Genomic DNA, 24,801 nt, shown 5'->3' with positions numbered 1-24,801 from the left:
CGCCTCCGAAGAGACACCCACGAGGGGATAGTACTGAGGACCTCGACCCCACCAAGGGACCAAGCGATTCATCGACGATTCCACTAGTGAACACCACCATGCGCCCCCACACGAACGGTGAGGGTCGGGGCGTGTGCTCCTTAGAAAGGAGGTGATCCAGCCGCACCTTCCGGTACGGCTACCTTGTTACGACTTCGTCCCAATCGCCAGCCCCACCTTCGACAGCTCCCTCCCTTACGGGTTGGGCCACTGGCTTCGGGTGTTGCCGACTTTCGTGACGTGACGGGCGGTGTGTACAAGGCCCGGGAACGTATTCACCGCAGCGTTGCTGATCTGCGATTACTAGCGACTCCGACTTCATGGGGTCGAGTTGCAGACCCCAATCCGAACTGAGACCGGCTTTTTGGGATTCGCTCCGCCTTACAGCATCGCAGCCCTTTGTACCGGCCATTGTAGCATGCGTGAAGCCCTGGACATAAGGGGCATGATGACTTGACGTCATCCCCACCTTCCTCCGAGTTGACCCCGGCAGTCTCCTATGAGTCCCCATCACCCCGAAGGGCATGCTGGCAACATAGAACGAGGGTTGCGCTCGTTGCGGGACTTAACCCAACATCTCACGACACGAGCTGACGACAGCCATGCACCACCTGTACACCGACAAAAGGGGCCACATCTCTGCAGCTTTCCGGTGTATGTCAAACCCAGGTAAGGTTCTTCGCGTTGCATCGAATTAATCCGCATGCTCCGCCGCTTGTGCGGGCCCCCGTCAATTCCTTTGAGTTTTAGCCTTGCGGCCGTACTCCCCAGGCGGGGCGCTTAATGCGTTAGCTGCGGCACGGAACCCATGGAATAGGCCCCACACCTAGCGCCCAACGTTTACGGTGTGGACTACCAGGGTATCTAATCCTGTTCGCTCCCCACACTTTCGCTCCTCAGCGTCAGGTAATGCCCAGAGAACCGCCTTCGCCACCGGTGTTCCTCCTGATATCTGCGCATTTCACCGCTACACCAGGAATTCCGTTCTCCCCTGCATACCTCTAGTCTGCCCGTATCGGAAGCAAGCACTGAGTTAAGCCCAGTGTTTTCACTCCCGACGCGACAAACCGCCTACGAGCCCTTTACGCCCAATAATTCCGGACAACGCTCGCACCCTACGTATTACCGCGGCTGCTGGCACGTAGTTGGCCGGTGCTTCTTCTGTACCTACCGTCACCACACCCAAAAAGATGCAGCTTCGTCGATACTGAAAGAGGTTTACAACCCGAAGGCCGTCATCCCTCACGCGGCGTTGCTGGATCAGGCTTTCGCCCATTGTCCAATATTCCCCACTGCTGCCTCCCGTAGGAGTCTGGGCCGTGTCTCAGTCCCAGTGTGGCCGGTCACCCTCTCAGGCCGGCTACCCGTCGAAGCCATGGTAGGCCATTACCCCACCATCAAGCTGATAGGCCGCGAGCACATCCTTCACCGCCAGAACTTTCCACCAACCCACATGCATGGACCGGTCATATCAGGTATTAGCCACCGTTTCCGGAAGTTATCCCTGAGTGAAGGGCAGATTACTCACGTGTTACTCACCCGTTCGCCGCTCGTGTACCCCCGAAAGGGCCTTACCGCTCGACTTGCATGTGTTAAGCACGCCGCCAGCGTTCGTCCTGAGCCAGGATCAAACTCTCCGTAGAAAACTTGCTCCCGACAAACAAACCCCAGCATTATCGCCAGAATCATTGCCGAAAAAAACAAAACCCAACAAAAAAACCGAAGGGCATAACAAACTAATTCGTCGACTATGACACACTGTTGAGTTCTCAAGAATCAGACGCTATCCGTGCCATCGCCCTTGTGAGGGTCAAGCTGCGGTGCTGCTGGTTAAAACTTAGCGGCTGGTATTGCGCCGATGCAAATCGGCGGGCATTCCGGCCTTCCCTGCCAGCAAGCTGGCGCACCACATTGGCCCCGAGTTTTGACGAGGCCGCCGAAGCGCACACTCATCGACCTCGGTTGAGGTGTGGTGGTGGGTTGGTCTACCCGGGGCCGGGAACCCGATCTCTCGATCTTGCTCCCCGCCGCTCCCTGGCGACTCGGAGAACATTAGGTGAAGGCTCGGACACGTGCAAATCCAACGAACGTGACGGCGACCACATGTGCGTTTGCGCAGGTCAGAGGCCGATCGGGCATCGTCCCGCGCGCGTCGGACACCGACTCGCGAGCGAACTCAGCGGACCTCGACCCCGGCAAGCTTCTTCTTGCCGCGCCGCAGCACGAGCCAAGTGCCGCCGATCAGGTCGTCCTCGCTGGGTACCGTGTCAGGATCCTCGACGCGCACGTTGTTGAGGTAGGCGCCGCCCTCACCGATTGTGCGTCGCGCTTCTCCCTTGCTGGCGGCCAGCCCGGTCGTGACAAGCAGGTCGACGATCGACGGGAGTCCCCCAGCACGGTCGACCGCGGCCGAGCCCGCCTCGCGCAGGGCGGCACCGAGCGTCGTCGTACTGAGGGAGTGCAGCTCGCCGCCGCCGAACAGGGCTCCGGCGGCGTCCTTGGCCGCTGTGGTCTCGGCCGCGCCGTGGACGAAGGTCGTGACCTCGTCGGCCAGCCGCTTCTGGGCCTTCCGCAGGAACGGCTTCTCGGCGGTCTGCGCCGCCAGGTCGTCGATCTCGTCGTGGGAGAGGAACGTGAAGAGCCTAAGCATCTCGACCACCTTCTCGTCCTCGACGTTGAGCCAGAACTGGTGGAAGGCGTACGGCGCCATCATCTCCGCGTCGAGCCAGAGCGCGCCCGCCTCGGTCTTGCCGTACTTGGTGCCGTCGGCGCGCGTCACGAGCGGCGTCGCGAACGCGTGCACGTGCTCACCCGTCGCGCGCCGGATCAGCTCCGCTCCCCCGGTGATGTTGCCCCACTGGTCGGACCCACCGAACTGGAGCGTGATGCCGTGGTCGCGGTGAAGGGTGAGGTAGTCCATCGACTGCAGCAGGACGTAGGAGAACTCGGTGTAGCTGATGCCCGACTCGAGACGACGCTTGACGGTGTCGCGACCCAGCATCCGATTGACCGGGAAGTGCTTCCCGACGTCCCGCAGGAAGTCGATGACCGACATCGACGCGGTCCAGTCGTAGTTGTTGACCATGGTGGCGGCGTTGCGGCCCTCGAACGAGAGGAACGGCGCGATCTGGTCATGCACCTTCTCGACCCATCCCTTGACCGTGTCGAGGGAGTTGAGGACGCGCTCGCCGGAGTCTTTCGGGTCACCGATCATGCCGGTGGCGCCGCCCACGAGCAGGTACGGCGTGTGGCCGGCGTCCTGCAACCGTCTGGCCGTGACGATCTGGAGCAGGTTGCCCATGTGGAGGCTCGGCGCCGTCGGGTCGAAACCGACATAGAACCGGACGTTGGTCTCGCCCAGCGCAGCACGCAGCGCGTCGAGGTCGGTCGAATGCGCGATGAGCCCGCGCCATTCGAAGTCGTCCAGGATGTTCGGGCTCGACACGGTGGATCCTCTCGGTGTGGCCGGCACGGCGTGCCGGACGGCACCACCCTGTCAGATGGTGCCGGGACGCGCGGCGCCTCTTAGGGTGGCGAACGTGATTGCAGGCAGGTACTCCGTCGACCGCGAGATCGGACGTGGCGGGATGGGCGCGGTCTATCTCGGCCGCGACGAGGTGTTGCACCGCGACGTCGCTCTCAAGCGCGTCGGGCTGATGCCCGGTGCGCAGACGCCCGACCTCGAACGCGCCGAGCGCGAGGGGCGACTGGCAGCGCGACTCAACCACCCGCACGTGGTGTCGATCTACGACCTGGTCGAGGAGCAGGACGTGCAGTGGCTGGTGATGGAGTACGTCGAGGGCTCGAGCCTCGCGCAGGTCATCCGCGCCGACGGACCGATGAGCCCCGACCGGGCGGCGCAGATCCTGTGGCAGACCGCCGACGCGCTCGCCGCCGCACACACCGCCGGCATCGTGCACCGTGACGTGAAGCCGTCGAACATCCTGCTCACCGGCGACGGCCAGGCCAAGCTCACCGACTTCGGGATCGCCCGCGCCGAGGCCGACGCGTCGTTGACGCAGACCGGGCTCGTGACCGGCTCCCCCGCCTACCTCTCCCCCGAGGTTGCCTCGGGGCAGACGGCGACTGCCGCTGCCGACGTGTGGTCGCTGGGCGCGACGCTGTTCCACGCTCTCGCCGGTCGGCCGCCGTACGACGTGGGCGAGAACGTGCTGGGCGCGATGTACCGCATCGTCAACGAGGCGCCGCCGCGGCTCGACGACGCGGGCTGGCTGGCGCCGCTGCTCGAGAACACTATGGCGACCGACCCGGTGCATCGCTGGTCGATGGCGCAGGTGCGCGACTTCCTGGCCGAGCGCGGGGAGACGGTCCCGGTGCCCGAGCCGACTGCGACGGCGACGGCGACGGCGACGGCGGCCCGGCCGGTCGCCGTACCGGAGTCGCACACGGAGGTGTTGGCGCCAACACCTGTGGCGCCCGTGGCTGCGGCGCCGGTTCAGCGGCGGTCATACACGCCGTGGCTGGTGGCGTTGCTGGGGCTCCTGCTGATCGGGGCGATCGCGTTCGCCGCGAGCCAGATGGGCGGCACGGACACGGACAACACTCCCCCGGCAGCCGAGGAGTCCTCGTCCGCGCCGACCGAGCCCGCGGAGTCGGAGTCGCCGCCTGCGCAGGTGGATCCGGCGGCCATGGAGGCGTTCGTAGAGGACTACGTGCAGACTGCCACCTCCGACCCGAAGGCGGCCTGGCCGCGGTTGACGCCGCAGTTCCAGGTGGCGAGCAAGGGCTTCGGGCAGTACCAGAAGTTCTGGGGCACCATCGAGCGTGCGTCGGTGACCAATGTCGACGCCGACCCGGACGCCATGACCGTGAGCTACGACGTCACCTACGAGACGAAGTCCGGGTCGACGACCAGCCCGGAATCGGTGCTGCTCACGCTGGTGAAGTCGGGCGACTCGTTCCTCATCGACGGCGAGAGCTGAGCGGGCCCACCTTCGTCGAAGCCCATGTGTCACCGCGTGCCCAATTGTTATCGTGGTGGCCGACTGGTCGGGAGGGGACAGCACGTCGTGGAACTGGCACATCTGTACCGCGAGATCGTCGAGACATCCAGCGACGGCATCTGGGTCGTCGACCTCGATGCGCGGCTGCTGTACGTCAACCGCGCGTGTGCGGAACTGATGGGCCTCCCGGTCGAGACGGTCCTGGAACGCACGGCATTCGACTTCCTCGACGCTGACGGACAACGACAGTTCGCCGACCACCTGCGCGTCATGTGCGACGGACACTTCAACGAGACCGACGTCGAGGTCCAGTTCGTCAGGGATGACGGCAGTCGGCTGTGGGTGCTGGTCAGCGAGACCCCGTTGTACGACGACGACGGCGAGCTCACCGGTGTCCTGCACCGCATGACCGACTACACCGATCGCCGGCGCATCGTCGACGAGCTCTCCGCCAGTGAGGAGCGCCTGGCCGAGGCCCAGCGGATCGCACGCATCGGCAGCTTCAGCTGGGACATCGCCCGGGACGTGATCACCGGCTCCGACGGGTTGTTCCTCATGCTCGACCTGGGCCCGTTCGGTCAGCGTTACCAAGACTTGATCTCACTCGTGGACGAGAAGGACCGGCCCGATCTCGAAGCGACCATCGCGTCCGCAGTGGCCACCGGGAAAGACGCCGGGTTCGTCGCCCGCGCACGCGGGATCAACGGCACGATCTGGGTCCGGTTGCAGGCAGAGTGCACGCTAGACGACGACGGACACGTCGTGGCGCTGGCCGGCACCCTGCAGGACGTGACGGAGACGGTCGAGGCCGAGCTGGCCCTCAAGGACCGGATCGCGCAGAACACCCTCATGGAGGGCTTGGCCAGCGCCGCGAACGAAGCGAGCACCATGGCCGAGGTGCTCCGCCAGGGACGCAACCTGATCCTGATGCACGACGACTGGGTGCGCGCCCGGGGCTTTGTCTGCGAAGCCGGGGACGTGACGCCGCTCTATGTCGATGACTCGGATCAGGCAGCCGACCTCCTCGACCCCACAGCGCTGGCTCTGGAGCTGCGTCTCGCGGCACGGTGCGTCGGGGCGAAGACGTCGATCTGGGACGAGCGGGGACTGACGCTCGCCTGCCCGGTGCTCCACGGGGGCGAGGTGCGCACGGTCTACGTCATCACCTCCAGGCCGCCGATCATCCGCCGGGCACTGATCGAGCACATGGCCGAGCAGGCCGCCGTACAGATCGGACGGGTGGCCGAGCGTGAGGCGACGGCCCGCGTCCTGGCTGCGGCCCGGGACGCCGCCGAGGAGGCTTCGCGCCAGAAGTCGGACTTCCTGGCCATGATCAGCCACGAGATCCGCACGCCTCTCAACGGTGTGCTCGGCCTCAACGCGCTTCTGATGCGTTCCGAGCTCGGTTCCGAGCAGCGGCGGCTGGTGTCCGGGGTCGAGCTGTCCGGCCGCGCCCTGCTGAGCCTGATCAACGAGACCCTCGACTACTCCAAGATCGAAGCCGGACACCTCGAGCTCGAGGCGATCGACTTCGACGTGCGGTCGGTGGTCGCCAGTGCGATCACACCGATCCTCTCGGCCGGCAGGTCGAAGGGGCTGGTCGTCGACGTATCGTGCGGCGACGACGTGCCCGAGGTCGTCAGCGGCGACCCGACGCGCCTATCGCAGGTCTTGTCGAACCTGGTATCGAACGCCGTGAAGTTCACACGCGAGGGCGCGGTCGTCGTACGCGTGAGCGCGACGAAGTACGACGACGGCTGGACGCTGCGCGTCGACGTACGCGACACCGGGGTCGGCACCGACGCGGACCCCGAGGTGCTGTTCGCGCCGTTCCAACAGGCCGACACGTCGACCACGCGGGTCTTCGGCGGCACGGGCCTGGGCCTGGCGATCTCGCGCGAGATCGTGACGGCGTTCGGCGGCGAGATCGGGTTCGAGAGCCAGCGCGGAGTGGGTAGCCACATCTGGTTCACCGCATCACTCGCGGTGCCGAGGGGTGGGCCTGTGCTCGGTGCTACCCGGTCGGAGGCACTGTCGTCGGTGAGTGACCTGCCCGAGGGTGAACGCCGACGCGTGCTCGTCGTCGAGGACAATCCTGTCAACCAGATGGTGGCCGTGGGGCTGCTTGAGGCGCTCGGCTACGCCGCCGAGACGGCGGACGATGGGCTCGCCGCTCTCAAGCTCTACGACCCGCTCCGCCACGACCTGATCCTGATGGACGTGCAGATGCCGCGCATGGACGGCCTGGCGGCAACCCGCGAGGTGCGCAGCCGGTTCGACGACGGGCCGCGCGTGCCGGTGATCGCGATGACGGCGGCCGCCGTGCCCGGTGAGCGCGAGCGGTGTCTCGAGGCCGGCATGGACGATTTCCTGACCAAGCCGGTGGACCCGGAGGCGCTGGCTCGGACCTTGGCGAGCTGGCTCGACGGAGCGGTGTCGTCGTACTCCGATGTCGACGAACCAGCCTCGCGGGTCGTGGACGGCGTCGACCTCGGCCGCCTCGACATGCTGCGCGACATGGACCCGGGCAACACGACGTACCTCGACCGCGCCATCGGCAGCTTCATCACCGGGGCCGAGTCAGGGCTGGCCGCGATCCGCGACGCCGTACTGAGCGCCGATGCCGACGCGCTTCGGTTCAGTGCGCACCGGCTCGGCGGCAGCGCCGGCAACCTGGGACTTATCGCAGCACGGGACGCCGTCTGCGCCATCGAGCTGCTCGCGGACTCCGGCACCGTCGACGGCACGGCTCCCCTGCTCGACGCGGCCGTGCACGAAGTGGCGCGCGGTCGTGCGCAGCTGCTGGACTACCAGGCCACGCACTCCCGCTCCGACGGCACCCGCTAACGACGCTCAGGCAGCGGGCGGCTGCTCGGCCAGGCAGGTGGCGAGACGCTCCTGCGCCTTGGCCAGACGCTGCTGCTGTGCCTTCTTGGCCTTGGCGGTGTGGTCGAGCTTCGCCTTGACCTCGGACACGTGCTCCTTGGCGTCGGCGCGCTTGGCGGCCGTGGCGGCGTCCTTGACCTCGTCCTTGGCGGTCTTGACCTTGTCCTGCTGACGCTGGAAGACGGCCGTGACCTTCGCGAGCGCAACCACAGCCTTGTCGACGTGCGTCTGCTGCTGCTCGCAGGGTGCCGGCTCGTCAGAGGCTGCCGAGGCGGCACTGAACGAGCCGAGGGCGAGGGCGAGTCCGGCAACTGAACCGGCGATACGGGTGGATGTGCGCATGGAGTGCTCCTTGGCGTGTGTCTGACTCATGGTGGGTTCATCAGGGTCATGTCGCGGGCACCGGAACGCGTTACATCCGGGAGCGGGAGGGCCGAGCGAGCCGGTTCAGGGTGCGCTGTCGGGTCGGGACAGGATTCTCCGAAGTCGGCCGAGGGCACGGTGCCGCGCGACTCGTACAGCTGTGGGCTTCATCCCGAGCGCTCGCGCCGTGGAGGCGACATCGAGCCCGACGACGTCGATGCAGGCGACGACTTCCGCCTCCCGCCTGCTGAGGTGGGAGAGCAGCTCGCGGGTGGTGTCCTGCGCGTCAACGTGGGCGACGTCATCTCGGGCAAACCCCCAGGCCGCATCCGCGGACTCATCCACGGGCAGGGGGTCGGTGCGGCGGCGTACCGCCTTCCGGTGGCTGTTCGCGGCAAGGTTGCGCGCGAGGGTGAACAGCCAGCCGGCGAAGTCGTCGTCAGAGCCCCGGAACTCGCCCAGCTTTGCTGCCGCCAACAGCCATGCCTCGGCCGCGAGGTCTTCAGGGGAGTCCGAAGCGTCGCCGTGGGGAAGAGAACGGAGCCACACCGTCAGTCGGCGGTCGTGCGCGCCGTACAACGTCCGCCAGGCAGCCTGGTCCCCGGTACGCGCGGCCGACACGAGGGCATCGGGGGGCTTTCCCGCCACCGTTGCACCTCTTATCGTCTCGAACGGCCTGGGCGCCAGGGTCATCATCGGACGCGCAACCCGGGAACCCTCGAACGGCTTGTCAGTCGGGCGAGCGTAACCATTGGGGTCGCTCGTGACATGTTTAGGACGTGAGAGTCTTCCGGTCGCGCAAGGACGTCGCGCGATCGCTGCGCGCCGACACCAGCGAGCCGGCTGTGGACGACGTGTTCGTCGACCGCCTCGCATCGGTGGCGGCGTCGGTGGCCGTGCCGCACGCCCGGCCGCGGACCAGACGCCCCCGGCTGGCCGCGTTGGCCGCAGCCGTGTGTGTCCTGACCGTGGGTGGTGGCCTCGGTGTTGCCTACGGTGTCGGACTCGTCGAGGCCCCGTGGTCGTCCGAGCCGACCCCGACCAAACCTCGGCCCGTCGAGTCCTCGCGACCTTCTCCGACGGCGCCGGTTGCTTCGTCACCGTCAAGGCCCGACAGCACCGGACCGGGCGAGGACCACGGAAAGCGCGCTGATGGTGCCAAGGCGAATGGCAAGGCCAACAGCAAGGCGCTTGGCAAGGCGCTTGGCAAGGGCCACGGAAAGGCCCGTGGCAACACCATCGGTCAGGGCGAACGCCGAGGCGAAGGACGTGGTCTGGTCAACAACAAGACCAGGGGTCAGGGCAAGGGCCACCGATGACGCGCCATGGAGCAGCGTCTGCCAGCTGGTGAGCTCTCGCCAGCCGGGCTCCCGGGTGATCACGGTGGACCGATATGGTCGCGTCTACCCGGAAGACCTGCACCTGTCCGTCGACCGGCTCGGGGGCGGTAGCTCAGCCGGTTAGAGCAGAGGACTCATAATCCTTGGGTCGTGGGTTCGAGCCCCACCCGCCCCACAGCGTAGTGCGCTGACCTGCGTAAATAGGAACGCCCCCGCCCGTAGGCGGGGGCTGTTCCCTAGTTACTCCCTACTTACACCGCTTGGAGCAACGGGCGAGCGGTCGGCAGCACCATGACCGATGCGGCTCGCGTCGGTGTCCCGGTCCGGCCCAAGTAGTTGGCCGTGACGTTGGTGTCCGCGTGCCCGAGTTGGTTAGCAATCTCAGCGAGGGCTGCCCCGTTTGCGTCGAGCCACGTCGCTACTGTGCGACGAAACGTGTGCGTGCCCGCCCAAGGCACACCCGCCTTTGCGAAGACCTTGCGCAGCGACTTGCACACGTTGTTGCGGTCTCGCGGCTGTCCGGCCTTGCTGGCGAAGCGAGTCACGCCGAACACGAGCCCCTGAGTCCCGTGGAGAGCGGCACGCTGGCGAAGCCGCTCGCAGAGGTCGTCGGCGATGGTGAGCACCCGGTCAGCACGCGCGGTCTTCGTGCCCCGCACCCGCACGGTTCCCGCGTCGAGGTCCACGTCATCCCAGAACACACAGTGCAACGCTTCTGCGATTCGGGCTCCGGTCCCGAACAGGAACGCCGCAACGTCGGCAATGTCAGCCGCGCTCTCCTCGGCAGCCTCCATGACGGCTGACACTTCCTCGGCAGTGAACGCGCGGCGGGTGTCTAGGTGGCGCTTGCCGCATTCGTAGTCACACTCCTCGGCGGTGCACTTGCGGTCGCCCGCGCTCCCGACCTTCGATCCCGGCATGTGTACGCGATGCATGACGCTGGCAGGGATGGCCCCGCGTCGCTCAGCAAGGGACAGGATGCCCCCGAGTACCTTGCGCGCTTGCTTGGCAGCGGTCTCGCCACGGGTGTCAGCAATGTCCGTTAGCCACGCCTCGATCTTGCCCACGTCATTGGCCTTGGTCAGGGGCAGGTCAGCGAGGACGCTGCCCGTGATGCAGCGGCGTACGTATCCCTCGTAGTCGTAGATCGTCTGTAGGGACAGCGGCTTGCCCTTGGTCTTCTGACGACGTTTCCAGTCGAGCCACACGTCAGCCGCAACGCTGACCCTTGTGTCCTGCCGGAGGGTCTCGTCGCCTCCACGGTGCTCCTTACGGGCGTCCTCCACCTTGTATGTGAGGGCTCGCTTTGCAGCGGGCTCGGTCTTGCCGCTCGCCGTGACTTCACGGCGCTTGCCGTTGGCGTCGTTGAAGTAGCCGCGTGCCTGCACCTGACCCGTCAGGGTCGGGTGGGTCGTGGTGGTGATCTTGCCCAACGTGTAGGGCGGGTTGACGGGGCGAGCCATTGGGAGGACTCCTCTCATTGCCGGGTGGGTTTTAGACGGTAGACGTAAGTGGGGAATAGTTCAAATCGGTTCGACTTGCTAGGCAACGACTGGCGCGGTGAGTGCCTAGGCTCCGGTCATGGAAGCCGAGGTGTCGCATCAAGACTTGACGATTCTGTACACGGTCGTTGGGCACGTCGTGGTCTGTGCGGGCAATCTGGAATCAAGGCTCAAGAGGACGATTGCCGTAGTCGATGGCGTGCCCTACGGCGTTGACGACACGCTCCACGCCGAAGGTTGGGGCGGGCTCGAGAAACAGATGACGCGTCGCTTCGACCGTCCTCGGGCTACGGGCCTGAGGGAGACTTTCGAGGCGCACGACTTCCCCAAGTTGCTTGAGTTTCGCAATAGCGTGATCCACGGCGCGATCAACGTTTCGAGCGCACCGAATCTTTGGATTTCCCGGCACAAGAAGGGTGTGGCCGGACGCACCCTGCTCGGTACTTGGGAGCAAGCCCTGGACCTTGCGTCCGAGATGGACCGACTCAACGTCGCGCTCCACGACTGGTGCAAAGCAACAGAGGACATGGACGAAGCGCGCTAGCAGGACGGCGGGGGGTATGACCCCGTCCGACTGTCGGCCCGGATCGGTAGTGGACTGCTGCTGCCAATTTGCCACCCTCACAGGGTCGAAATTGCTCGATTTCTCGTTCGCCCACCAGAACAAGCCTTGGCTCGAGTTGTCGGGCCGTTCGCGCATGAACGAGTACTAGAAGCACCAATGAGGGTCGGGTGACCCCGACCCCCACCAGTGTCACGAGAACGTGGCAGAACGGCCCGCAGCGCCTCTGATTCCCCCTGGCTAGTGGCGCGGATTTGAAGTTGTTGGACGGTTGGCCTTCTTGAGGATTTCCTCGGCGGTCTTTGTCCACACGAAGGGGTGGGAGCGGTCGTTCCAGCCGTCGATGAAGGTGCGGATCTTGGTGTTGAGGTCTTTGACGGACTTGAACACTCCGCGGCGGATGGCTTGTCGCTCGACGATGCCGAACCAGACCTCGACCAGGTTCATCCAGGAGGCGTGGGTCGGGGTGAAGTGGACCTTGAACCGCGGGTTCTTCTCGAGCCACGCGCGGACGTTCGTGTGTTTGTGTGCGGCGTAGTTGTCCATCACCAGGTGCAGCTCGACGGGCTCGCCGTCGCTGTCGAGGACGTGTCGGTAGGCCCGTTCGATCTGCTTGAGGAACGCCAGGAACTCCTGATGTCGGTGCCGTTGCTTGAGGGCGGCGGTGACTTGCCCGGTGGCGATGTCGAGGGCGGCGAAAAGGGTCGAGGTACCGTGTCGGTAGTAGTCGTGGGATCGGCGCTCGATCCGCCCCTCCTGCATGGGCAGGATCGGGACGGTGCGGTCCAGCGCCTGGATCTGGGACTTCTCATCCACGCACAGCACGATCGCGTTCTGTGGTGGCGCGAGGTAGAGACCGCAGATGTCGGTGACCTTCCCGGCCAGCTCGGGGTCGGTGGAGAACCGGAACGATTCGGCCTTCCACGGCTTGACCCCGTAGGCCCGCCACGCGCGGGCGACCGAGGTGTTGCTGATCTTCAGACGCTCGGCAAGCAGTCGCGAGGACCAGTGCGTGACACCCAGCTTCTTCGGCGGCGGCTTCAAGGTCTCGGCCACGATCGCACGATGGTCCAGCGTCCGCGGACGACCAGACCGCGGCTGATCAGCCAGACCAACCAACCCCTTGGCCTGGTACCGCTGCCGCCACAACAACACCGTGGTCACCGTCGCGTCGACCAGCTCCGCGATCCGGGTGTTGGCCACCCCGTCGTCCGCGAGCAACACGATCCGGGCACGCTTCGCAGCAGACGCCGTCACTGTCGATGCCCGGGTCCAACGTTCGAGCTCTTCGCGATCGCCAGCACGCAGAACAAGGGCCGGAGCAGGACGATTCGCCATACCCCCATGATTTCAGACCACAACCATCTAGACAGTTACGACACGAACCACTAGCCCGCCACTCGGGTGAATGCTCGGGCCACCAACTTGCGACCTCCAGGGCGCAAGGCATCGCTCAGCACATCCCGAATCATGACGTCGCGCTCACGCCTTGTGTCCCGCGCGCTTCCCGTGCTCGACAACCAGACGGTTCCCCCGTCGTCAGTTTCAACTTCCACATTGAACCGTCCCGGCACGACGGTGCCGGTCCCACCGAGCGACCCGACCGGGAGGTAGCGAATCCCGTTGATCCACTGGCCGGGAGGGATGCCAGCGTCAGCGAGCGTCTGCCCCGCTGTGTCGCTGTCAGCGTGTCGCCGTGTCAATGCCTGATCAAGTCCGGCAAGGGTGCTGACGATGGCCGCAGTAGCCTCCTGCTGCGCCTTGGCGCGGTCGTGCGACTTGATGTTGCCCCGGACCTGCGTTGCCGTGTGGTGGGCCAGGAGTGCGGCGGCATCGTTGCGTGCCTCGGCCAGCATCCGGGCAGCGTGTGCGGCAGGGCCCTCGGCGGCTTCAACTTCGCCGCGTGCTTTTGTGAGGTCGGGCCCGGTCACTGTGTGGTCGCCGGAGTGGTTGCGGTTCTGCAGGTCGGCAAGGTGTGCCCGTGCCTTGTCCCTGTTCGCTCGGGCTACCTGTTCCTGCTGGTCGAGGTCGTCGGCCTTTGCGAGCGCCGCAAGGTGCGGCGCCGTCTTCTTCGTTGCAGTAGCCAAGGTAATGGCTCCTTTCAATAGTTGGATTTCCTGGGCAGCGCAGACCGGCGCGCCGGAACGGCGCAAGCGGTGCGCGCTGCACAGTGCCTCACTCCCACCGGAGGATTGAGGGATAGGAGGGCACCCCGGAGGGGTGCCATTTCGCCGGAGAAGTTGGCGTGTTCGATCTAAGTAGAGTGCGCGCCAGCGCGCTCCAACGCGACACGATCCCAGGCGTTCAAGGGAGCGCAGTCCTGCTCAGTCCATTCGGGTTCGTCCCACGGAATATCGCCGGCGCGAACAAGTCTCTCGTTCCGCAATGGAAGAGTGGTTGCCTTCAAGGGACCACTTACGTGGTCCCCTTCATAGATACCTTTCATTACGGATATCCCGGAAGGGTCATTCTGGATTTCCGGAAGGGTGTTTCCGGGTTTCCCGGAAACCTCATTCTGGATTCCCGCAAGGGTCTCATTGTCGAACCAGGCGGCATTGACTTGGTGCACTGTCGTCTTGCCAGGGCGCTCGGTGACGGACAGGACGCCCTTGGCTTCAAGTTCGCCGCGCCACCTGTAGTAGCCATCCTTCTTCATCCCGGCGTCAGCGGCGACGGTCTCCCAGGTTCCGTAGTGGACGCCTCGTGACTCAATGGCGAACAGGAGCGCCTTCTCCTGCGCATTGAGCGTGCGACAGTCGCGGATTGCCCAGATGACGTCAAGGCTCACGTTCCGACTCATGCGGGGGGCACCCGCCCCCCGGTCTCCTCGCAACGGTCGAGAACGGCGTGTAGGACGTGCCCGCGCTCGACGGAATCGAGCGTCGGAAGACGAGCAACCTGTTGCAGGATGCTCGCCGCCATGTCTTCTGTGAGGGTGCCCAGGTCGTCAGACTTCCGAGTCATGCTCACGCGCTTAGTGGTTGGACGGTGTTCCGATTGAGGTAATTATCAATGTCCTCGAGACGGTAGCGAATCGAGGAACCAATGCGCACGAAAGGGAGTCCGATATTTGCGGATCGGTCGTTAGCCAACTTTCCCGGCGTGGTGTGGAGGTACGCTGCGACTTGAGCAGCGTTCAACATTGGAACTCGTGGGGTAGTGTTCATAGAAGTAACTCCTTGTGGATCGGGCAGGGTCGTCAATCGACTGGACCATTTGGGTCCGTCCTGCATGGATTGGTTGCCTCTGCTTTGCCCGCTAGAGACCTCGCCGAACTACCTATCGACGCGAAGGGAGTCAAAGACTTCCTTAGTGATACAGAACTATAGTGCTTGCGCGTTCCCGAACTTTACCTCGTGAGCGTTCCAGGTTTCCGTATGCCGGATCGTCCCGCCGCTATCACTGGTGTTATCCGGTGATGAGGGAAACGCTAGCATCCGCGCGTTCCTTATCTTGGCAGGATCAATTCCTGCAATGACAGTGAGACTAGAAACGGTGAGCCACTTGTTCTCAGGCGTCGCCTGACTGGTGAGCGTCGCTGCGCTCGTCTAGGAGCGCCCAGCCTCGCTGCAAGAACTCATGTGCGAAGCCGAGGTCGCTGCCGAGTTCGGCCCATCGAGCGGTGACCCGAGACGTTGCGTGACCGGCCTCACTGGCAATGGTCTCGCTTGTGGCACGTGTTTGGAGTTCCCAGGGCAGCGCGTGAGCGATCGCACCCAGCGAGCGCCAACCACGCTCGCAGTCAACGACTGCGTCTGGCTGTCCGGCGTACACCAGCGCGGCTACGTCCTTCACCACTCTCGTCTGATCGACCTTGGCTTGCTTGCCGATGGCCTTCAAGTGCTCTGACACAGAAGTCTTTGCGCGCTGTAGCCCGGAGGGGTCCCAGGTTGACGGGTTCGCCTCGTCGAAGGTGTTGAGCCACTTGCGGTAGTTGTCCTTCGAGTAGAAGTGCACTCGGAGGGCTCGCCTGATGCGTTCGTCGCTCTCGTCCGGAGCCAGTAGCCACACCGCTTGGGCTCCGCCCCAGATTGCGGTGCGAAGCATGGACTGCAGCGACATGACGACGGGTCCGAAGGCAGTCAGACATCGGATGCTGCTCATTAGGTGCTGCGAACCGGTCGCGAGACCGAGCCAAGCCACGTGAGAAACCCACATGTCCGGCACCTGCAGATCATCCGCAGCAAGGTCGCTCCCCGGCTGCGGCAGGAAGTTGCTGGTTAGGCGCTCGTTCCACGCGACGACCTCAGGCCAGACTCGCTCGACGTGGCCGCGCACGTTGGCGTCGAGTGCGTCGAGGTCGTCCTGTGCATGATCCGTCATGACTGGCACGTTACGACGGTGGCGACTTATTCCCGACAAACTCCCCACGAATGTGGGGAATGACGGTGATCCCGAGTGATGAAGGTCCGGTGGACCGAACCCGATTTGCGCTCAGCGATGAGCCTAAGTGGCCCTGCGTTATCAGGGTACGCAGGACTCCTTGGGTCGTGGGTTCGAGCCCCACCCGCCCCACTCGACATCGAGGTCCTGGCTCGGCAGGACATGGCCGGACCTCCTTGGACGCCGATGGACGGGGAGGGACACCACCGGATGCTTGTGTCTGTCCGTGTGCGGATCTCGGCCTGAAATTCATCGAACAGCTCACCACTGCACGACTCGTTCAACAATCACCCAGCCCGGTCCCTGGGTGTCCGGTCCGCGCCTCTGGTGACGCGGGGCGCGTCGTCAGCAGCGTGCAAAGGTAGGCGAAACGACTGCCTGACGGCTGGTGCCTGCAAGGGCAGACCCGACACCTCTACTCGACAGTCTCGCGCTTCGGGAGCAGGGTGGTGGACATGGTGCGTGTTCCTCCTCCCCTGCTGGCGCTCGCCGCCGCCGTGGCTCAGCGGGCGCTGACGCGTGCGTCCCCGCCGAACCCCGGTCGCGCCGCGGTGGCGGCGACCGTCGCCGCGGTGTCCGTGGCGATGGCCGGCTCGGCCGCCGGGCAGTTCCGTCATCGTGGGACGACCCTCGAGCCGTTCCACCCCGATCGGGCGACGTTCCTCGTCACCGCTGGCGCCAACTCGATAAGTCGTAATCCCATGTACGTCGGCTTGGCCGGACTGCTCGTCGCGCACGCACTGTCTCGAGGCTCCTGGCGTGCCTTGGTCCCCGTCGCTGGCTTCGTGGTGGTCATCGACCGGCTCCAGGTGGAGGCAGAGGAATCCGCCCTCCTGGACAGGTTCGGAGACGAGTACGAGTCCTATCGCGCAGCATCACCACGCTGGCTTGACCGCCGGTCTCTCCACTTCGCGAGTCCGTCGCTTTGACCGGTCTTCGACGTGTCAGGCGGCATGCTGACGCTCGTGAGTCGTCTCGATCGACCCCGGGTGCCCAGGTCGGAGCTCCGTGGCCTGCCTTGGGCCAGGGACTTGCGTGGTCCTGGCGCGCTGGCTCCGGGTGAGCAGACCCGCCGCGCCCTGAGTAGCCAAGGACTCATGACCTCTGGATGGTGGGTTCGAGCCCCACCCGGCCCCAGCCAGCTCAGTGAGGTGTTCCGCTCCTGAAGCCCGAGCCGACGTGACCGTCCGTGGTGAGGTAGTCGCTGGCGACTGCCACGAGGTTGTCACCGGCCAGGCCGACCGCCTTCGCCCCCGTCCGCACGCTGCCGGACGAGAACTCGACGAGCTGGTTGACGGCCTTGCTGACGCCAGCGGCCTTCGGCACCTCACCGAACAGATGCGCCTGCACGAGCACGCTGTCGAGAATCGATGCGGCCGACGCCAAGGTCGAAGCAGGCGAGTCGAGATTGTGCGCGGCCTTCTCGAGCGTGGCGGGCTCCACCTCGAAGTCCTCGGTGAGGCCGAGTTCGGACAGTGGCGTGCGCGTCATGTAGGGGTTGGCCCAGAGGCTGTCCTCGTCATCGACCCCCCAGAGCCAGCCGAAGTTGCCCTCCATGTGGTCGTACTCCTCCGCGCCGGACTCGTAGGTCACGACGAGTTCGCCGTCGACCTCCACTACGCCCTGCGACATGTTGGGCAGCGTGTAGGAGTCGCTGCCGTCGGTCTCGTCGTACCTGTTCTGGACGATCAGTGAGCTGTCATTGTCGCGGCCGTATGAAGAGCTGAAGACGTATTCGCCGTCGCGCACGAGGACGCCCTGACACTCGTCCGGGGTCTTGACGGTGTCGATCTTGTCCCAGCCGCCCGAGGAGTTCTTTTCGTAGATATGCATCGTGCTCGCACCGTGGTCACCCAGGTAGAGCTTGCCGTCCTTCATGGCCGAGTAGGAACCTCCGTCAAGCCCCTTCTGAGCCGGCGCCGACTGCGGCACGGTCTCGCCGGGCCCGGCCCCACGCAGAGCCCTGAGCGAGTAGGTGTACATCGTTCCCTTGTCGGTGACGTAGACGTTGTCTCCGTCGACCGTAACCCCACCCGCATGCGTGGGCTGGCCGGTCGTCTCGGGTATCCCGCGTGAATCCAGGTAGTCGCTCCCGAGCTTGACGTCCCCGATCTCTCGCCCGGTCGCCTCATCGATCAGCGCCATGAACGGCCCGTTCTCGGAGTCGTATCCCTGCAGCAGCGTCCCCGGGTGGCGTCCATTGCCGGGGACATAGCCCAGGCCTTGCGGGACCAGCCCGCGATCATCGCCGGTTGCCGCGGTGTTGGGGATGATCGGCCCGAGGCCGCTGTCGTTGCCATCCAGCCAGTCCTCGTTCTTCGCCAACCCCTTCTCCACCCACTCCGGGTGTCCTCGTCCAGCTCGTCGAGATCGACGTCCTCTCCGGTCAGCACGGCCGACACGCCAGCCAGCTGCCCGTTGTAGGCAACTCCGACCGACAACAGACGGGCATTGACCACCCGGGCGAAGAGCTCCTCGATGACCGGCGGGAGCGTCGGGCGGTTGCGCCAGAACCCGATGTAGTAGTCGGCGTTGTCGACTGCGAGGTCGTACGCCGATGCGCTGGTCTCCAGCGCCCCGCGAGCGCGGCCGATCACGGCCCGGGTCAAAGCGACGCCCTGACGCAGGCCGAGCGCGCGATCCTGGAATGCGTTGGCGGCCGAGCCGATCCACACGGGGGTGATGCAGGCATCGGCGATCTCGGTCCGGGCGCTGTCGAGCTGCTTCATCGGCGACTCGAGGGTTTCGGCGGCTGACCGGAGGGCGGCCGCGTCACCCGAGACGAGTCGCTGGTATTCGATCTCCGGATCGGTCACGCGGCACCGCCCCGGGGGAGAGTGATCGCATCGGGACCGTTGAACGCGTCCGGAAACACGACCTTCTGTCCGGCGGAATCCTCGAAGACCTGACACTCACCGGAGGGCACAACGCACGTCATCAACGCCGCGGTGTCTCCCGGCTCGACCCGGTTGCCCGCGCCTGGTCCGGAGATGACGGCACCGACGGCCGTCTCGTCGTCGGCCCACCACGAGACCAACCAACGCGGCGTGCCGGGGTCCAACGCGACCTTGCGGCCGTCGGCGCCCACGATCCGGTCTGATCCCTCCTCGGGATTCTCGATTCGCCACTCCCCGCTTGGGCTGGTCAGCTCGTCGTCGACCGTAGGCCCTCCTTCGCCCTCCTCGAGCTCCCTACCTTCCCCCGTTGTCAGGTCGAAGACGAAGTTGCCAAACGCCCCGACGGAGACGCTCTCGTTGGTCATGGACAGGATCTGCAGCTCCACTTCGCTGTACCCATCGGCGAAGTCGTCCTCGTCCGGGTCGCCCATGCCCAACGTGGAGTCGATGACCCGCTCGCCGGTCTGCAGATCGAAGGCAAGCACGGTCGCCTGCGGCGTACCGAAATCGTCCTTCTCGCCCGAGGTCGTGTCGATGGCCGCGAGATAGCGCCCGTCCGGAGACCCAGCCAGCAGCCAGCCCGACAGCGTCAGGCCCGTCCCAGTCGGCGACTCTCCCGGCAAGCCGAACTTCAACTCCTCGACGGGAAAATCGGCCAATCCCGCGTCCTCTTCGCTGTCGGCCGGGACGAAGAAGACCCCGTCGCCGGCGACCACGAACGAGCGGACGAAGCCGCCTGTGTCGATCTGCGTGCCATCGGACAGGTGCACGGTCGAGCCGGCCGCCCAGGCAAGGCCGCTCGTGGTCACCGGATCGGTACTCGTCCGCCACGCGGCTGACTTGTCGGTGCCGCTCACGTCACCCTCGTCTCCGCAGCCCGTGGCAAACAGCACCAACGCCGCCACCACAAGGCCCACCCGTTGCGTCATGCCCGGGATGGTGCCACGTTGGCGGGCAGTCAAACGTCAGCGACCTTCCCTCAACTGCGCTTGACCTGCATCTCGTACATCCGCTCGACGGCACGGAAGCCGAAGTCGCGATTGGTGCGCTGCATGGCGTGGTTGTCGGGGTCGGTCCAGGTGTGGATCGAGGTCGAGGCGGGGTACTCCTCGGTGAGTACGCCGAGCGTCGCGAGCTTGAGCAGGGTGCCGAGGCGGCGGCCGCGGTGGTCAGGCATCACGAGGGTGTCGTCCTGGAGCACGTCGGGCTCGCCGTGCGGGACGTAGACCTGCGAGTAGCCGGCGAAGACGCCGTCGCGGCGACGGCGAGCCGCCGAGACGACCGAGCCGTACAGCTTGGCGACCCGCTCCTCCGACGTGCGCAGCCGCTCGACGGTGTAGACGACCGGCTGGTAGTCGACCTCGCCGATCGGTACGTCGCTGTCCATCCGGGTGCGCAACGCGCAGAACGCCTCGATGTAGTCGTCTGGGCAGACGTCGCCCCACGTGATGATCTCGTACTCGGCCGCCTTGGCCTCCGCGGCCGTGCGAAGCACCGCGACATGGCCGTCGTCGACCGGCAGCGGCAACACCAAGTGGTCCTCGGCGTGCACCTCGGCCAGACCCATGGCCGTGGCGAAGGCGTACGGCGCAGCGGCCACAGGTTCGGTGCCCATCGGGACGTGGAGCTCCCCACAGACCGTGGTGCGACCTTGCTCTGCGCAGCGGCGCATCGCGTCGTCGTACACCGCGCGGCCGATGCCCTCACGACGTCGGTCGGGCAGCACGTTGATCTCGAGGTCGGCGAGGTGGGTGTTGTCCTCGACGAAACCGCCGATCTCGGCCGTCGCGACGGTGACGTCGCCGTCACGCGCGGCCAGCAGACGGCGGCGGTAGTAGCGGCCGGGCGACTGGGCGTCCTTCAGAAGCATGTCCCAGGTCCGGAGCAGTGCGTGCGGGCGGTCGGCCCGGATCGCGGTCTGCTCGGTCTCCCAGTAGGCACGCAGCGCTGCCTCGTCCGATGGGTCAACTTCGACGATGCCGATCACCGCACAACCGTGCCATGCTCGGTGGCATGGAGCCACTGGAATCCCTCAGCGAGGACTGGGAGCGGGCGCTCTGCGTCGTCGCTCACCCCGACGATCTCGAGTTCGGCGCAGCCGCCGCCATCGCCCGCTGGACCCGGCAGGGCAAGGACGTCGTCTACTGCATGGTGACCAGCGGCGAGGCCGGCATCGACGGCATGGCCCCCGATGAGGCCCGCACCGTCCGCGAGGCCGAACAGGTCGAGTCGGCACGCATCGTCGGCGTCGACACCGTGGACTTCCTCGGCCTCCCCGACGGCATCCTCGAGTACGGCGTCCCGCTGAGGCGCGCGATCGCCGAGGTCGTGCGTCGCCATCGGCCGGAGATCGTGATCACCGGCAACTTCCAGGAGACCTGGGGCGGGCGCAACTTCAACCAGGCCGACCACATCGCCGTCGGCAAGGCAGTGATCGACGCGGTCCGCGACGCGGGCAACCGCTGGATCTTCAACGACCAGCTGACCGATGGCCTCGAGCCGTGGGGCGGCGTGCGTGAGGTGTGGGCGTCCGGGTCGCCGGGGGCCACGCACGGTGTCGACACCACCGCCACCTTCGACGCCGGCGTGGAGTCACTGCGTGCGCACGCGGCGTACATCGAGGGACTCGGCTGGGAGAACTGGGACCCGCGCGAGTTCCTCGAGGGCTTCGGCCGGCAGGCGGGTCAGCGGATGGGCGTGGCGTTCGCGACGACCTTCGAGGTCTACCCGATGGGCTGGGGCGAGTAGCCGGCTCATCACTCCGAGCTCAGCAGCTCGGCCGGCACCCACTCCTCGACCAGCGCCCAGCGCCCTGGCCGCAGCTCGGCGACGTAGGCGACCCGGCCCTCCCAGCGACCGTTGTCGACGCGACGCCACTCGATGAGCAGCCCCGGTCGTGACTTCGTGCCGTCGACGGGGGCCGAGATCCAGCAGTGCCGGGCGGGATGTTGGTCGACTGCGGGAGCCGCGGGCTGCGGCGGCGTACTCCCGCGGACCCGATCGCGCAGCGGCACCCCGCTCCCCGATCCGTACCCTCCACGCACCATGAGACAGATTAGAACATGTGTTCGATATCGAAAAGGGTGGTTTGGTTTTCATCCACCGCGTGCTTTGCTCGACGCAGTGCGGCGGGTCTTCAGGTCCGCCGCCCCGACGGAAGGACGAGCATGCCCAGCATCAACTCCGGTTCGGTCGACATCCACTACGAGGACACCGGCGGCGACGGCCGCCCGGTCGTCCTCATCCACGGCTGGCCGCTGAGCGGCGCCTCCTGGTCCGAGCAGGTCCCGGCACTGACCGCGGCCGGTCACCGGGTGATCACCTACGACCGACGCGGCTTCGGCCAGTCCGGCAAGCCGGGCACCGACTCCTCCTACGACTACGACACCCTCACCACCGACCTCGACGCGCTGATGACAGAGCTCGACCTGCAGGACGCCAGCCTGGTCGGCTTCTCGATGGGTGGCGGCGAGGTCGCCCGCTATGTCGGGACGTACGGCGAGAGCCGGGTGCACAGCGTCGTACTCGCGTCCGCGGTGCCGCCCTGCCTGCTCAAGGACGACGACCACCCCGACGGCGCCCTCACGCTCGATGACGTGGCCGGCATGCAGGAGCAGCTGCGCGCCGACCGCGACGGGTTCCTCGATGGCTTCCTGACCAACTTCTTCAGCGCCGGCGGAGACCTCAGGGTGACCGAGGAGCAGCGCCGTGAGGCGGTGGCTCTCGCCGCCCAGGCCGACCTGGACGCGGCCGCCGAATGCATCCGGTCGTGGGTCACCGACTTCACCGGCGACCTGGCCAAGGTCACCGTGCCACTGCTCGTGATCCACGGCGACTCCGACGCGATCGTGCCGTTCGAGGTGTCGGGCGAGCGCTCGGCCGCGGCGGTGTCCAACAGCGAGCTCGTGAAGGTCGCCGACGGACCGCACGGGATCAACGTCAGCCACGCCGACGAGTTCAACAAGGCGCTGCTGGACTTCCTGGCGCACTGAGGCGGCGAGTCCCCTCTCAGGCCGCTCGTCGGGCGCGGACGATCTCGCCGACGAGCGGCACCCGTGGCGTCGCGAAACGTAGTGGCATCCGGGCCTCCTGGGGGGTCCGGTTGCCCTTGCGGCCGTTGCACGGGCTGCACGCCGCGACGCAGTTCACCCATGACCATTCGCCGCCACGTGAGCGCGGGACAATGTGGTCGACAGTGGTCGCCTTCGCGCCGCAGTAGGCGCACTTGTGCCCGTCGCGCAGGAAGACACCGCCCCGGTGCCACGCCGCCGGGCGGTAGAGCCACGACTGGACGACGTACCGCACGAGGCGGAGCACCGTCGGCCACGGGTGCGGGCCGATGCGACGGGTCTCGTCGCCCTCCTCGACGACGGCGACCTGGCGGAAGAGCATCCGCACGGCCTTGGGGAAGTCGACGTGGCCCAGCGGCTCGTAGGTGGCGTTGAGGAGCGACACGGCTCGGTAGTGAGACATGGCGTTCCTCCTTCCGGGACATCGTCGCCGACGGGTCTGCCTACAGTCTGCGTCGCGGATCGGCAGTCCGGAAGACTCTCGACGACGAACGAGCGCTGAACAGCGGGTCCGGTCTCGTCATCCACGGTAGGCGCGTCGTCCGGTCTCCCCTAGCGATTTACGTCGGCCTGCCGCGTCCTGGGTGCCCCAGCAGCACCTGATCGGGACCTGCCAGTTACCTGACTGGATCGGCCGGAAACCTTCGTCGTCGGCGAGATGGGTTCAGGATGGACCCGGGCCAGTACGACGAGCCGACGCCACCGGCCCTGGAGGAGTGCTTGTGAGACTGCGTAGCTGCCTGGCCGCTGTCGTGGCCGTGCTCGCGATGACGGCGTGCCAGCAACCCACAGGAGCAGCCGCCCACCGCGCCGAGCACCAAGCCGCCGGACGTCTGCCGCGGGTGACCAAGGTGCTGGTGTTCGTCGTCGAGAACCACTCACGGGACGAGATGCGCAGCCAGATGCCCCACCTGGCTGGTCTCGGCAAGAGGTACTCCTTCGCCACGAGGTACCGCGCCGTCACGCACCCGTCGTTGCCCAACTACCTCGCGATCGCAGGAGGCAGCACGTTCGGCGTGACCGACGACGACTCCCCTGGAGGCCACGTCATCCACGGCCGGTCGGTCTTCGGCCAGGCCATCGCTGCTGGCAAGACAGCCAAGGTGTACGCGGAGGGGATGCCCGGCAGTTGCGCCCTGCAGCCCGGCGGCACCCGCTACGCGGTCAAGCACAACCCGTGGGCGTACTTCGCAGAAGAACGAGCACTCTGCAATGCGTACGACGTCCCGCTGGGCGCTCTCTCCGCGGACGCGGAGTCGGGCAGCCTGCCAGCCGCCGGGATGGTGGTGCCCGACCTGTGCCATGACGCGCATGACTGCGACCTCGCCGGGGCCGACGTCTGGCTGCGGGACATGGTCGGCGCCGTGCTCGCCGGTCCAGACTTCGCCTCCGGCCACCTCGCCGTCGTGATCACCGCCGACGAGGACGACCGGTCCCAGGGCAACCTCGTGCTCACGACCGTGCTGCACCCGAGCCAGCAGGGCCATGTCGTGCGGACACCGCTCACGCACTACAGCCTCACCCGCTTCTACGACCAGGTGCTGCGGGTTCCGGCCCTGCGGCGGGCATCGACGGCGCCCGACCTGGCCAAGGCATTCGGGCTCCCGGTGCCCCGACTCCGGACCAGATGAAAGGAGCCCCTGACCCGCGTTTCCGCAGGCCAGAGGCCCTGACTCGCTCCCCCGGTTGGACTCGAACCAACAACCCTCCGGTTAACAGCCGAATGCTCTGCCAGTTGAGCTACAGGGGACCGGCCGCTCTCGCGAGCGGCGGTGAGAAGAGTAGCAAGGGGGTC

22 protein-coding genes, 2 tRNA genes and 1 rRNA gene are annotated in these 24,801 nt (G+C 66.2%); 8 read left to right on the top strand and 17 right to left on the bottom strand.

What is annotated here, in order from left to right; genetic code table 11:
* Positions 1 to 144: 144 nt before the first annotated feature.
* Positions 145 to 1,682 (bottom strand): 16S ribosomal RNA (locus H4Q84_RS21940).
* A gap of 533 nt (positions 1,683 to 2,215) precedes the next feature.
* Positions 2,216 to 3,484, bottom strand: a complete 1,269-nt coding sequence (gene tyrS / locus H4Q84_RS21935) for a tyrosine--tRNA ligase (RefSeq protein WP_248581183.1) — start codon at positions 3,482 to 3,484, stop codon at positions 2,216 to 2,218.
* A gap of 94 nt (positions 3,485 to 3,578) precedes the next feature.
* Here tyrS and H4Q84_RS21930 point away from each other — a divergent pair, with 94 nt between their 5' ends.
* Together H4Q84_RS21930 and H4Q84_RS21925 are read left to right on the top strand one after the other, a co-directional pair.
* Positions 3,579 to 4,982, top strand: a complete 1,404-nt coding sequence (locus tag H4Q84_RS21930; RefSeq protein ID WP_248581182.1) for a serine/threonine-protein kinase — start codon at positions 3,579 to 3,581, stop codon at positions 4,980 to 4,982.
* Between the two features lie 87 nt (positions 4,983 to 5,069).
* Positions 5,070 to 7,850 (top strand): response regulator, encoded by a 2,781-nt coding sequence (locus H4Q84_RS21925; protein WP_248581181.1) that lies wholly within the window; start codon positions 5,070 to 5,072, stop codon positions 7,848 to 7,850.
* A 6-nt stretch (positions 7,851 to 7,856) separates the two neighbouring features.
* Here the strand turns inward: H4Q84_RS21925 and H4Q84_RS21920 are convergent, their stop codons facing one another.
* The 3 genes from H4Q84_RS21920 to H4Q84_RS21910 all read right to left on the bottom strand — a co-directional run bounded on the left by H4Q84_RS21920 (position 7,857) and on the right by H4Q84_RS21910 (position 9,634).
* The gene (locus H4Q84_RS21920; protein ID WP_248581180.1) at positions 7,857 to 8,231 is read right to left on the bottom strand and encodes a hypothetical protein; all 375 of its coding nucleotides are present in this window, start codon (positions 8,229 to 8,231) and stop codon (positions 7,857 to 7,859) included.
* Between the two features lie 105 nt (positions 8,232 to 8,336).
* Positions 8,337 to 8,900 (bottom strand): sigma-70 family RNA polymerase sigma factor, encoded by a 564-nt coding sequence (locus H4Q84_RS21915; protein WP_248581179.1) that lies wholly within the window; start codon positions 8,898 to 8,900, stop codon positions 8,337 to 8,339.
* A 455-nt stretch (positions 8,901 to 9,355) separates the two neighbouring features.
* Positions 9,356 to 9,634 (bottom strand): hypothetical protein, encoded by a 279-nt coding sequence (locus tag H4Q84_RS21910; RefSeq protein WP_248581178.1) that lies wholly within the window; start codon positions 9,632 to 9,634, stop codon positions 9,356 to 9,358.
* A 59-nt stretch (positions 9,635 to 9,693) separates the two neighbouring features.
* Here H4Q84_RS21910 and H4Q84_RS21905 point away from each other — a divergent pair.
* Positions 9,694 to 9,767, top strand: a tRNA-Ile gene (locus H4Q84_RS21905).
* Positions 9,768 to 9,843: 76 nt separating this feature from the next.
* On the opposite strand, the gene H4Q84_RS21900 is transcribed toward H4Q84_RS21905, so the two are convergent.
* Complete coding sequence (locus H4Q84_RS21900; protein WP_248581177.1) at positions 9,844 to 11,055, bottom strand: site-specific integrase; 1,212 nt, start codon at positions 11,053 to 11,055, stop codon at positions 9,844 to 9,846.
* Positions 11,056 to 11,173: 118 nt separating this feature from the next.
* Here H4Q84_RS21900 and H4Q84_RS21895 point away from each other — a divergent pair, with 118 nt between their 5' ends.
* Positions 11,174 to 11,638, top strand: a complete 465-nt coding sequence (locus H4Q84_RS21895; protein ID WP_248581176.1) for a hypothetical protein — start codon at positions 11,174 to 11,176, stop codon at positions 11,636 to 11,638.
* 258 nt (positions 11,639 to 11,896) lie between these two features.
* On the opposite strand, the gene H4Q84_RS21890 is transcribed toward H4Q84_RS21895, so the two are convergent.
* From H4Q84_RS21890 to H4Q84_RS21875, 4 genes are all read right to left on the bottom strand, one after another.
* A complete protein-coding gene (locus H4Q84_RS21890) occupies positions 11,897 to 12,994 on the bottom strand; it encodes an IS630 family transposase (protein ID WP_248579407.1) in 1,098 nt (365 codons plus the stop codon).
* A 50-nt stretch (positions 12,995 to 13,044) separates the two neighbouring features.
* Positions 13,045 to 13,809: a hypothetical protein gene (locus H4Q84_RS21885; protein ID WP_248581175.1), complete on the bottom strand. Its 765-nt coding sequence runs from the start codon at positions 13,807 to 13,809 to the stop codon at positions 13,045 to 13,047.
* 101 nt (positions 13,810 to 13,910) lie between these two features.
* Positions 13,911 to 14,444: a hypothetical protein gene (locus H4Q84_RS21880; RefSeq protein WP_248581174.1), complete on the bottom strand. Its 534-nt coding sequence runs from the start codon at positions 14,442 to 14,444 to the stop codon at positions 13,911 to 13,913.
* 722 nt (positions 14,445 to 15,166) lie between these two features.
* Positions 15,167 to 15,979: a hypothetical protein gene (locus H4Q84_RS21875; RefSeq protein ID WP_248581173.1), complete on the bottom strand. Its 813-nt coding sequence runs from the start codon at positions 15,977 to 15,979 to the stop codon at positions 15,167 to 15,169.
* A 515-nt stretch (positions 15,980 to 16,494) separates the two neighbouring features.
* Here H4Q84_RS21875 and H4Q84_RS21870 point away from each other — a divergent pair.
* On the top strand, positions 16,495 to 16,968 hold the full coding sequence (locus H4Q84_RS21870) for an isoprenylcysteine carboxylmethyltransferase family protein (RefSeq protein ID WP_248581172.1): 474 nt from the start codon (positions 16,495 to 16,497) through the stop codon (positions 16,966 to 16,968).
* Positions 16,969 to 17,182: 214 nt separating this feature from the next.
* Here H4Q84_RS21870 and H4Q84_RS21865 read toward each other — a convergent pair whose 3' ends face one another.
* From H4Q84_RS21865 to H4Q84_RS21850, 4 genes are read right to left on the bottom strand one after another with little or no spacing between them, the layout of a single operon-like run.
* Complete coding sequence (locus H4Q84_RS21865) at positions 17,183 to 18,184, bottom strand: hypothetical protein (RefSeq protein ID WP_248581171.1); 1,002 nt, start codon at positions 18,182 to 18,184, stop codon at positions 17,183 to 17,185.
* Positions 18,175 to 18,855, bottom strand: coding sequence for a hypothetical protein (locus tag H4Q84_RS21860; protein ID WP_248581170.1), 681 nt, complete (start codon positions 18,853 to 18,855; stop codon positions 18,175 to 18,177). The genes H4Q84_RS21865 and H4Q84_RS21860 overlap by 10 nt, the downstream gene beginning before the upstream one ends.
* Positions 18,852 to 19,865, bottom strand: coding sequence for a hypothetical protein (locus H4Q84_RS21855; RefSeq protein WP_248581169.1), 1,014 nt, complete (start codon positions 19,863 to 19,865; stop codon positions 18,852 to 18,854). Before H4Q84_RS21855 ends, H4Q84_RS21860 begins: the two co-directional genes overlap by 4 nt.
* 50 nt (positions 19,866 to 19,915) lie before the next feature.
* Positions 19,916 to 20,923, bottom strand: a complete 1,008-nt coding sequence (locus H4Q84_RS21850) for a GNAT family N-acetyltransferase (protein ID WP_248581168.1) — start codon at positions 20,921 to 20,923, stop codon at positions 19,916 to 19,918.
* A gap of 26 nt (positions 20,924 to 20,949) precedes the next feature.
* On the opposite strand from H4Q84_RS21850, the gene H4Q84_RS21845 reads away from it, so the two are divergent.
* Complete coding sequence (locus H4Q84_RS21845; RefSeq protein WP_248581167.1) at positions 20,950 to 21,684, top strand: PIG-L deacetylase family protein; 735 nt, start codon at positions 20,950 to 20,952, stop codon at positions 21,682 to 21,684.
* A gap of 8 nt (positions 21,685 to 21,692) precedes the next feature.
* Here the strand turns inward: H4Q84_RS21845 and H4Q84_RS21840 are convergent, their stop codons facing one another.
* Entirely contained in the window at positions 21,693 to 21,983 is a 291-nt protein-coding gene (locus H4Q84_RS21840; RefSeq protein WP_248581166.1) for a hypothetical protein, read from the bottom strand.
* Between the two features lie 120 nt (positions 21,984 to 22,103).
* Here H4Q84_RS21840 and H4Q84_RS21835 point away from each other — a divergent pair, with 120 nt between their 5' ends.
* Positions 22,104 to 22,928: an alpha/beta hydrolase gene (locus tag H4Q84_RS21835; protein WP_248581165.1), complete on the top strand. Its 825-nt coding sequence runs from the start codon at positions 22,104 to 22,106 to the stop codon at positions 22,926 to 22,928.
* Between the two features lie 16 nt (positions 22,929 to 22,944).
* Here H4Q84_RS21835 and H4Q84_RS21830 read toward each other — a convergent pair whose 3' ends face one another.
* Positions 22,945 to 23,409 (bottom strand): HNH endonuclease, encoded by a 465-nt coding sequence (locus tag H4Q84_RS21830; RefSeq protein WP_248581164.1) that lies wholly within the window; start codon positions 23,407 to 23,409, stop codon positions 22,945 to 22,947.
* Positions 23,410 to 23,728: 319 nt separating this feature from the next.
* On the opposite strand from H4Q84_RS21830, the gene H4Q84_RS21825 reads away from it, so the two are divergent.
* Entirely contained in the window at positions 23,729 to 24,637 is a 909-nt protein-coding gene (locus H4Q84_RS21825) for an alkaline phosphatase family protein (protein WP_248581163.1), read from the top strand.
* Positions 24,638 to 24,683: 46 nt separating this feature from the next.
* Here the strand turns inward: H4Q84_RS21825 and H4Q84_RS21820 are convergent.
* Positions 24,684 to 24,756, bottom strand: a tRNA-Asn gene (locus H4Q84_RS21820).
* Positions 24,757 to 24,801: the final 45 nt, after the last annotated feature.

The organism is Nocardioides sp. InS609-2, from assembly GCF_023208195.1.
Classification (GTDB): Bacteria; Actinomycetota; Actinomycetes; order Propionibacteriales; family Nocardioidaceae; genus Nocardioides.
This window is presented reverse-complemented; position numbering and strand designations above follow the sequence as displayed.

What these genes read in the sequence shown, in the direction of transcription:
- H4Q84_RS21920 (WP_248581180.1), bottom strand. Translation starts at nt 8,231, where the DNA reads ATGCGCACATCCACCCGTATCGCCGGTTCAGTTGCCGGACTCGCCCTC.
- H4Q84_RS21900 (WP_248581177.1), bottom strand. Translation starts at nt 11,055, where the DNA reads ATGGCTCGCCCCGTCAACCCGCCCTACACGTTGGGCAAGATCACCACC.
- H4Q84_RS21895 (WP_248581176.1), top strand. Translation starts at nt 11,174, where the DNA reads ATGGAAGCCGAGGTGTCGCATCAAGACTTGACGATTCTGTACACGGTC.
- H4Q84_RS21890 (WP_248579407.1), bottom strand. Translation starts at nt 12,994, where the DNA reads ATGGCGAATCGTCCTGCTCCGGCCCTTGTTCTGCGTGCTGGCGATCGC.
- H4Q84_RS21875 (WP_248581173.1), bottom strand. Translation starts at nt 15,979, where the DNA reads ATGACGGATCATGCACAGGACGACCTCGACGCACTCGACGCCAACGTG.
- H4Q84_RS21870 (WP_248581172.1), top strand. Translation starts at nt 16,495, where the DNA reads ATGGTGCGTGTTCCTCCTCCCCTGCTGGCGCTCGCCGCCGCCGTGGCT.
- H4Q84_RS21865 (WP_248581171.1), bottom strand. Translation starts at nt 18,184, where the DNA reads ATGGCGCTGATCGATGAGGCGACCGGGCGAGAGATCGGGGACGTCAAG.
- H4Q84_RS21855 (WP_248581169.1), bottom strand. Translation starts at nt 19,865, where the DNA reads ATGACGCAACGGGTGGGCCTTGTGGTGGCGGCGTTGGTGCTGTTTGCC.
- H4Q84_RS21845 (WP_248581167.1), top strand. Translation starts at nt 20,950, where the DNA reads ATGGAGCCACTGGAATCCCTCAGCGAGGACTGGGAGCGGGCGCTCTGC.
- H4Q84_RS21840 (WP_248581166.1), bottom strand. Translation starts at nt 21,983, where the DNA reads ATGGTGCGTGGAGGGTACGGATCGGGGAGCGGGGTGCCGCTGCGCGAT.
- H4Q84_RS21835 (WP_248581165.1), top strand. Translation starts at nt 22,104, where the DNA reads ATGCCCAGCATCAACTCCGGTTCGGTCGACATCCACTACGAGGACACC.
- H4Q84_RS21830 (WP_248581164.1), bottom strand. Translation starts at nt 23,409, where the DNA reads ATGTCTCACTACCGAGCCGTGTCGCTCCTCAACGCCACCTACGAGCCG.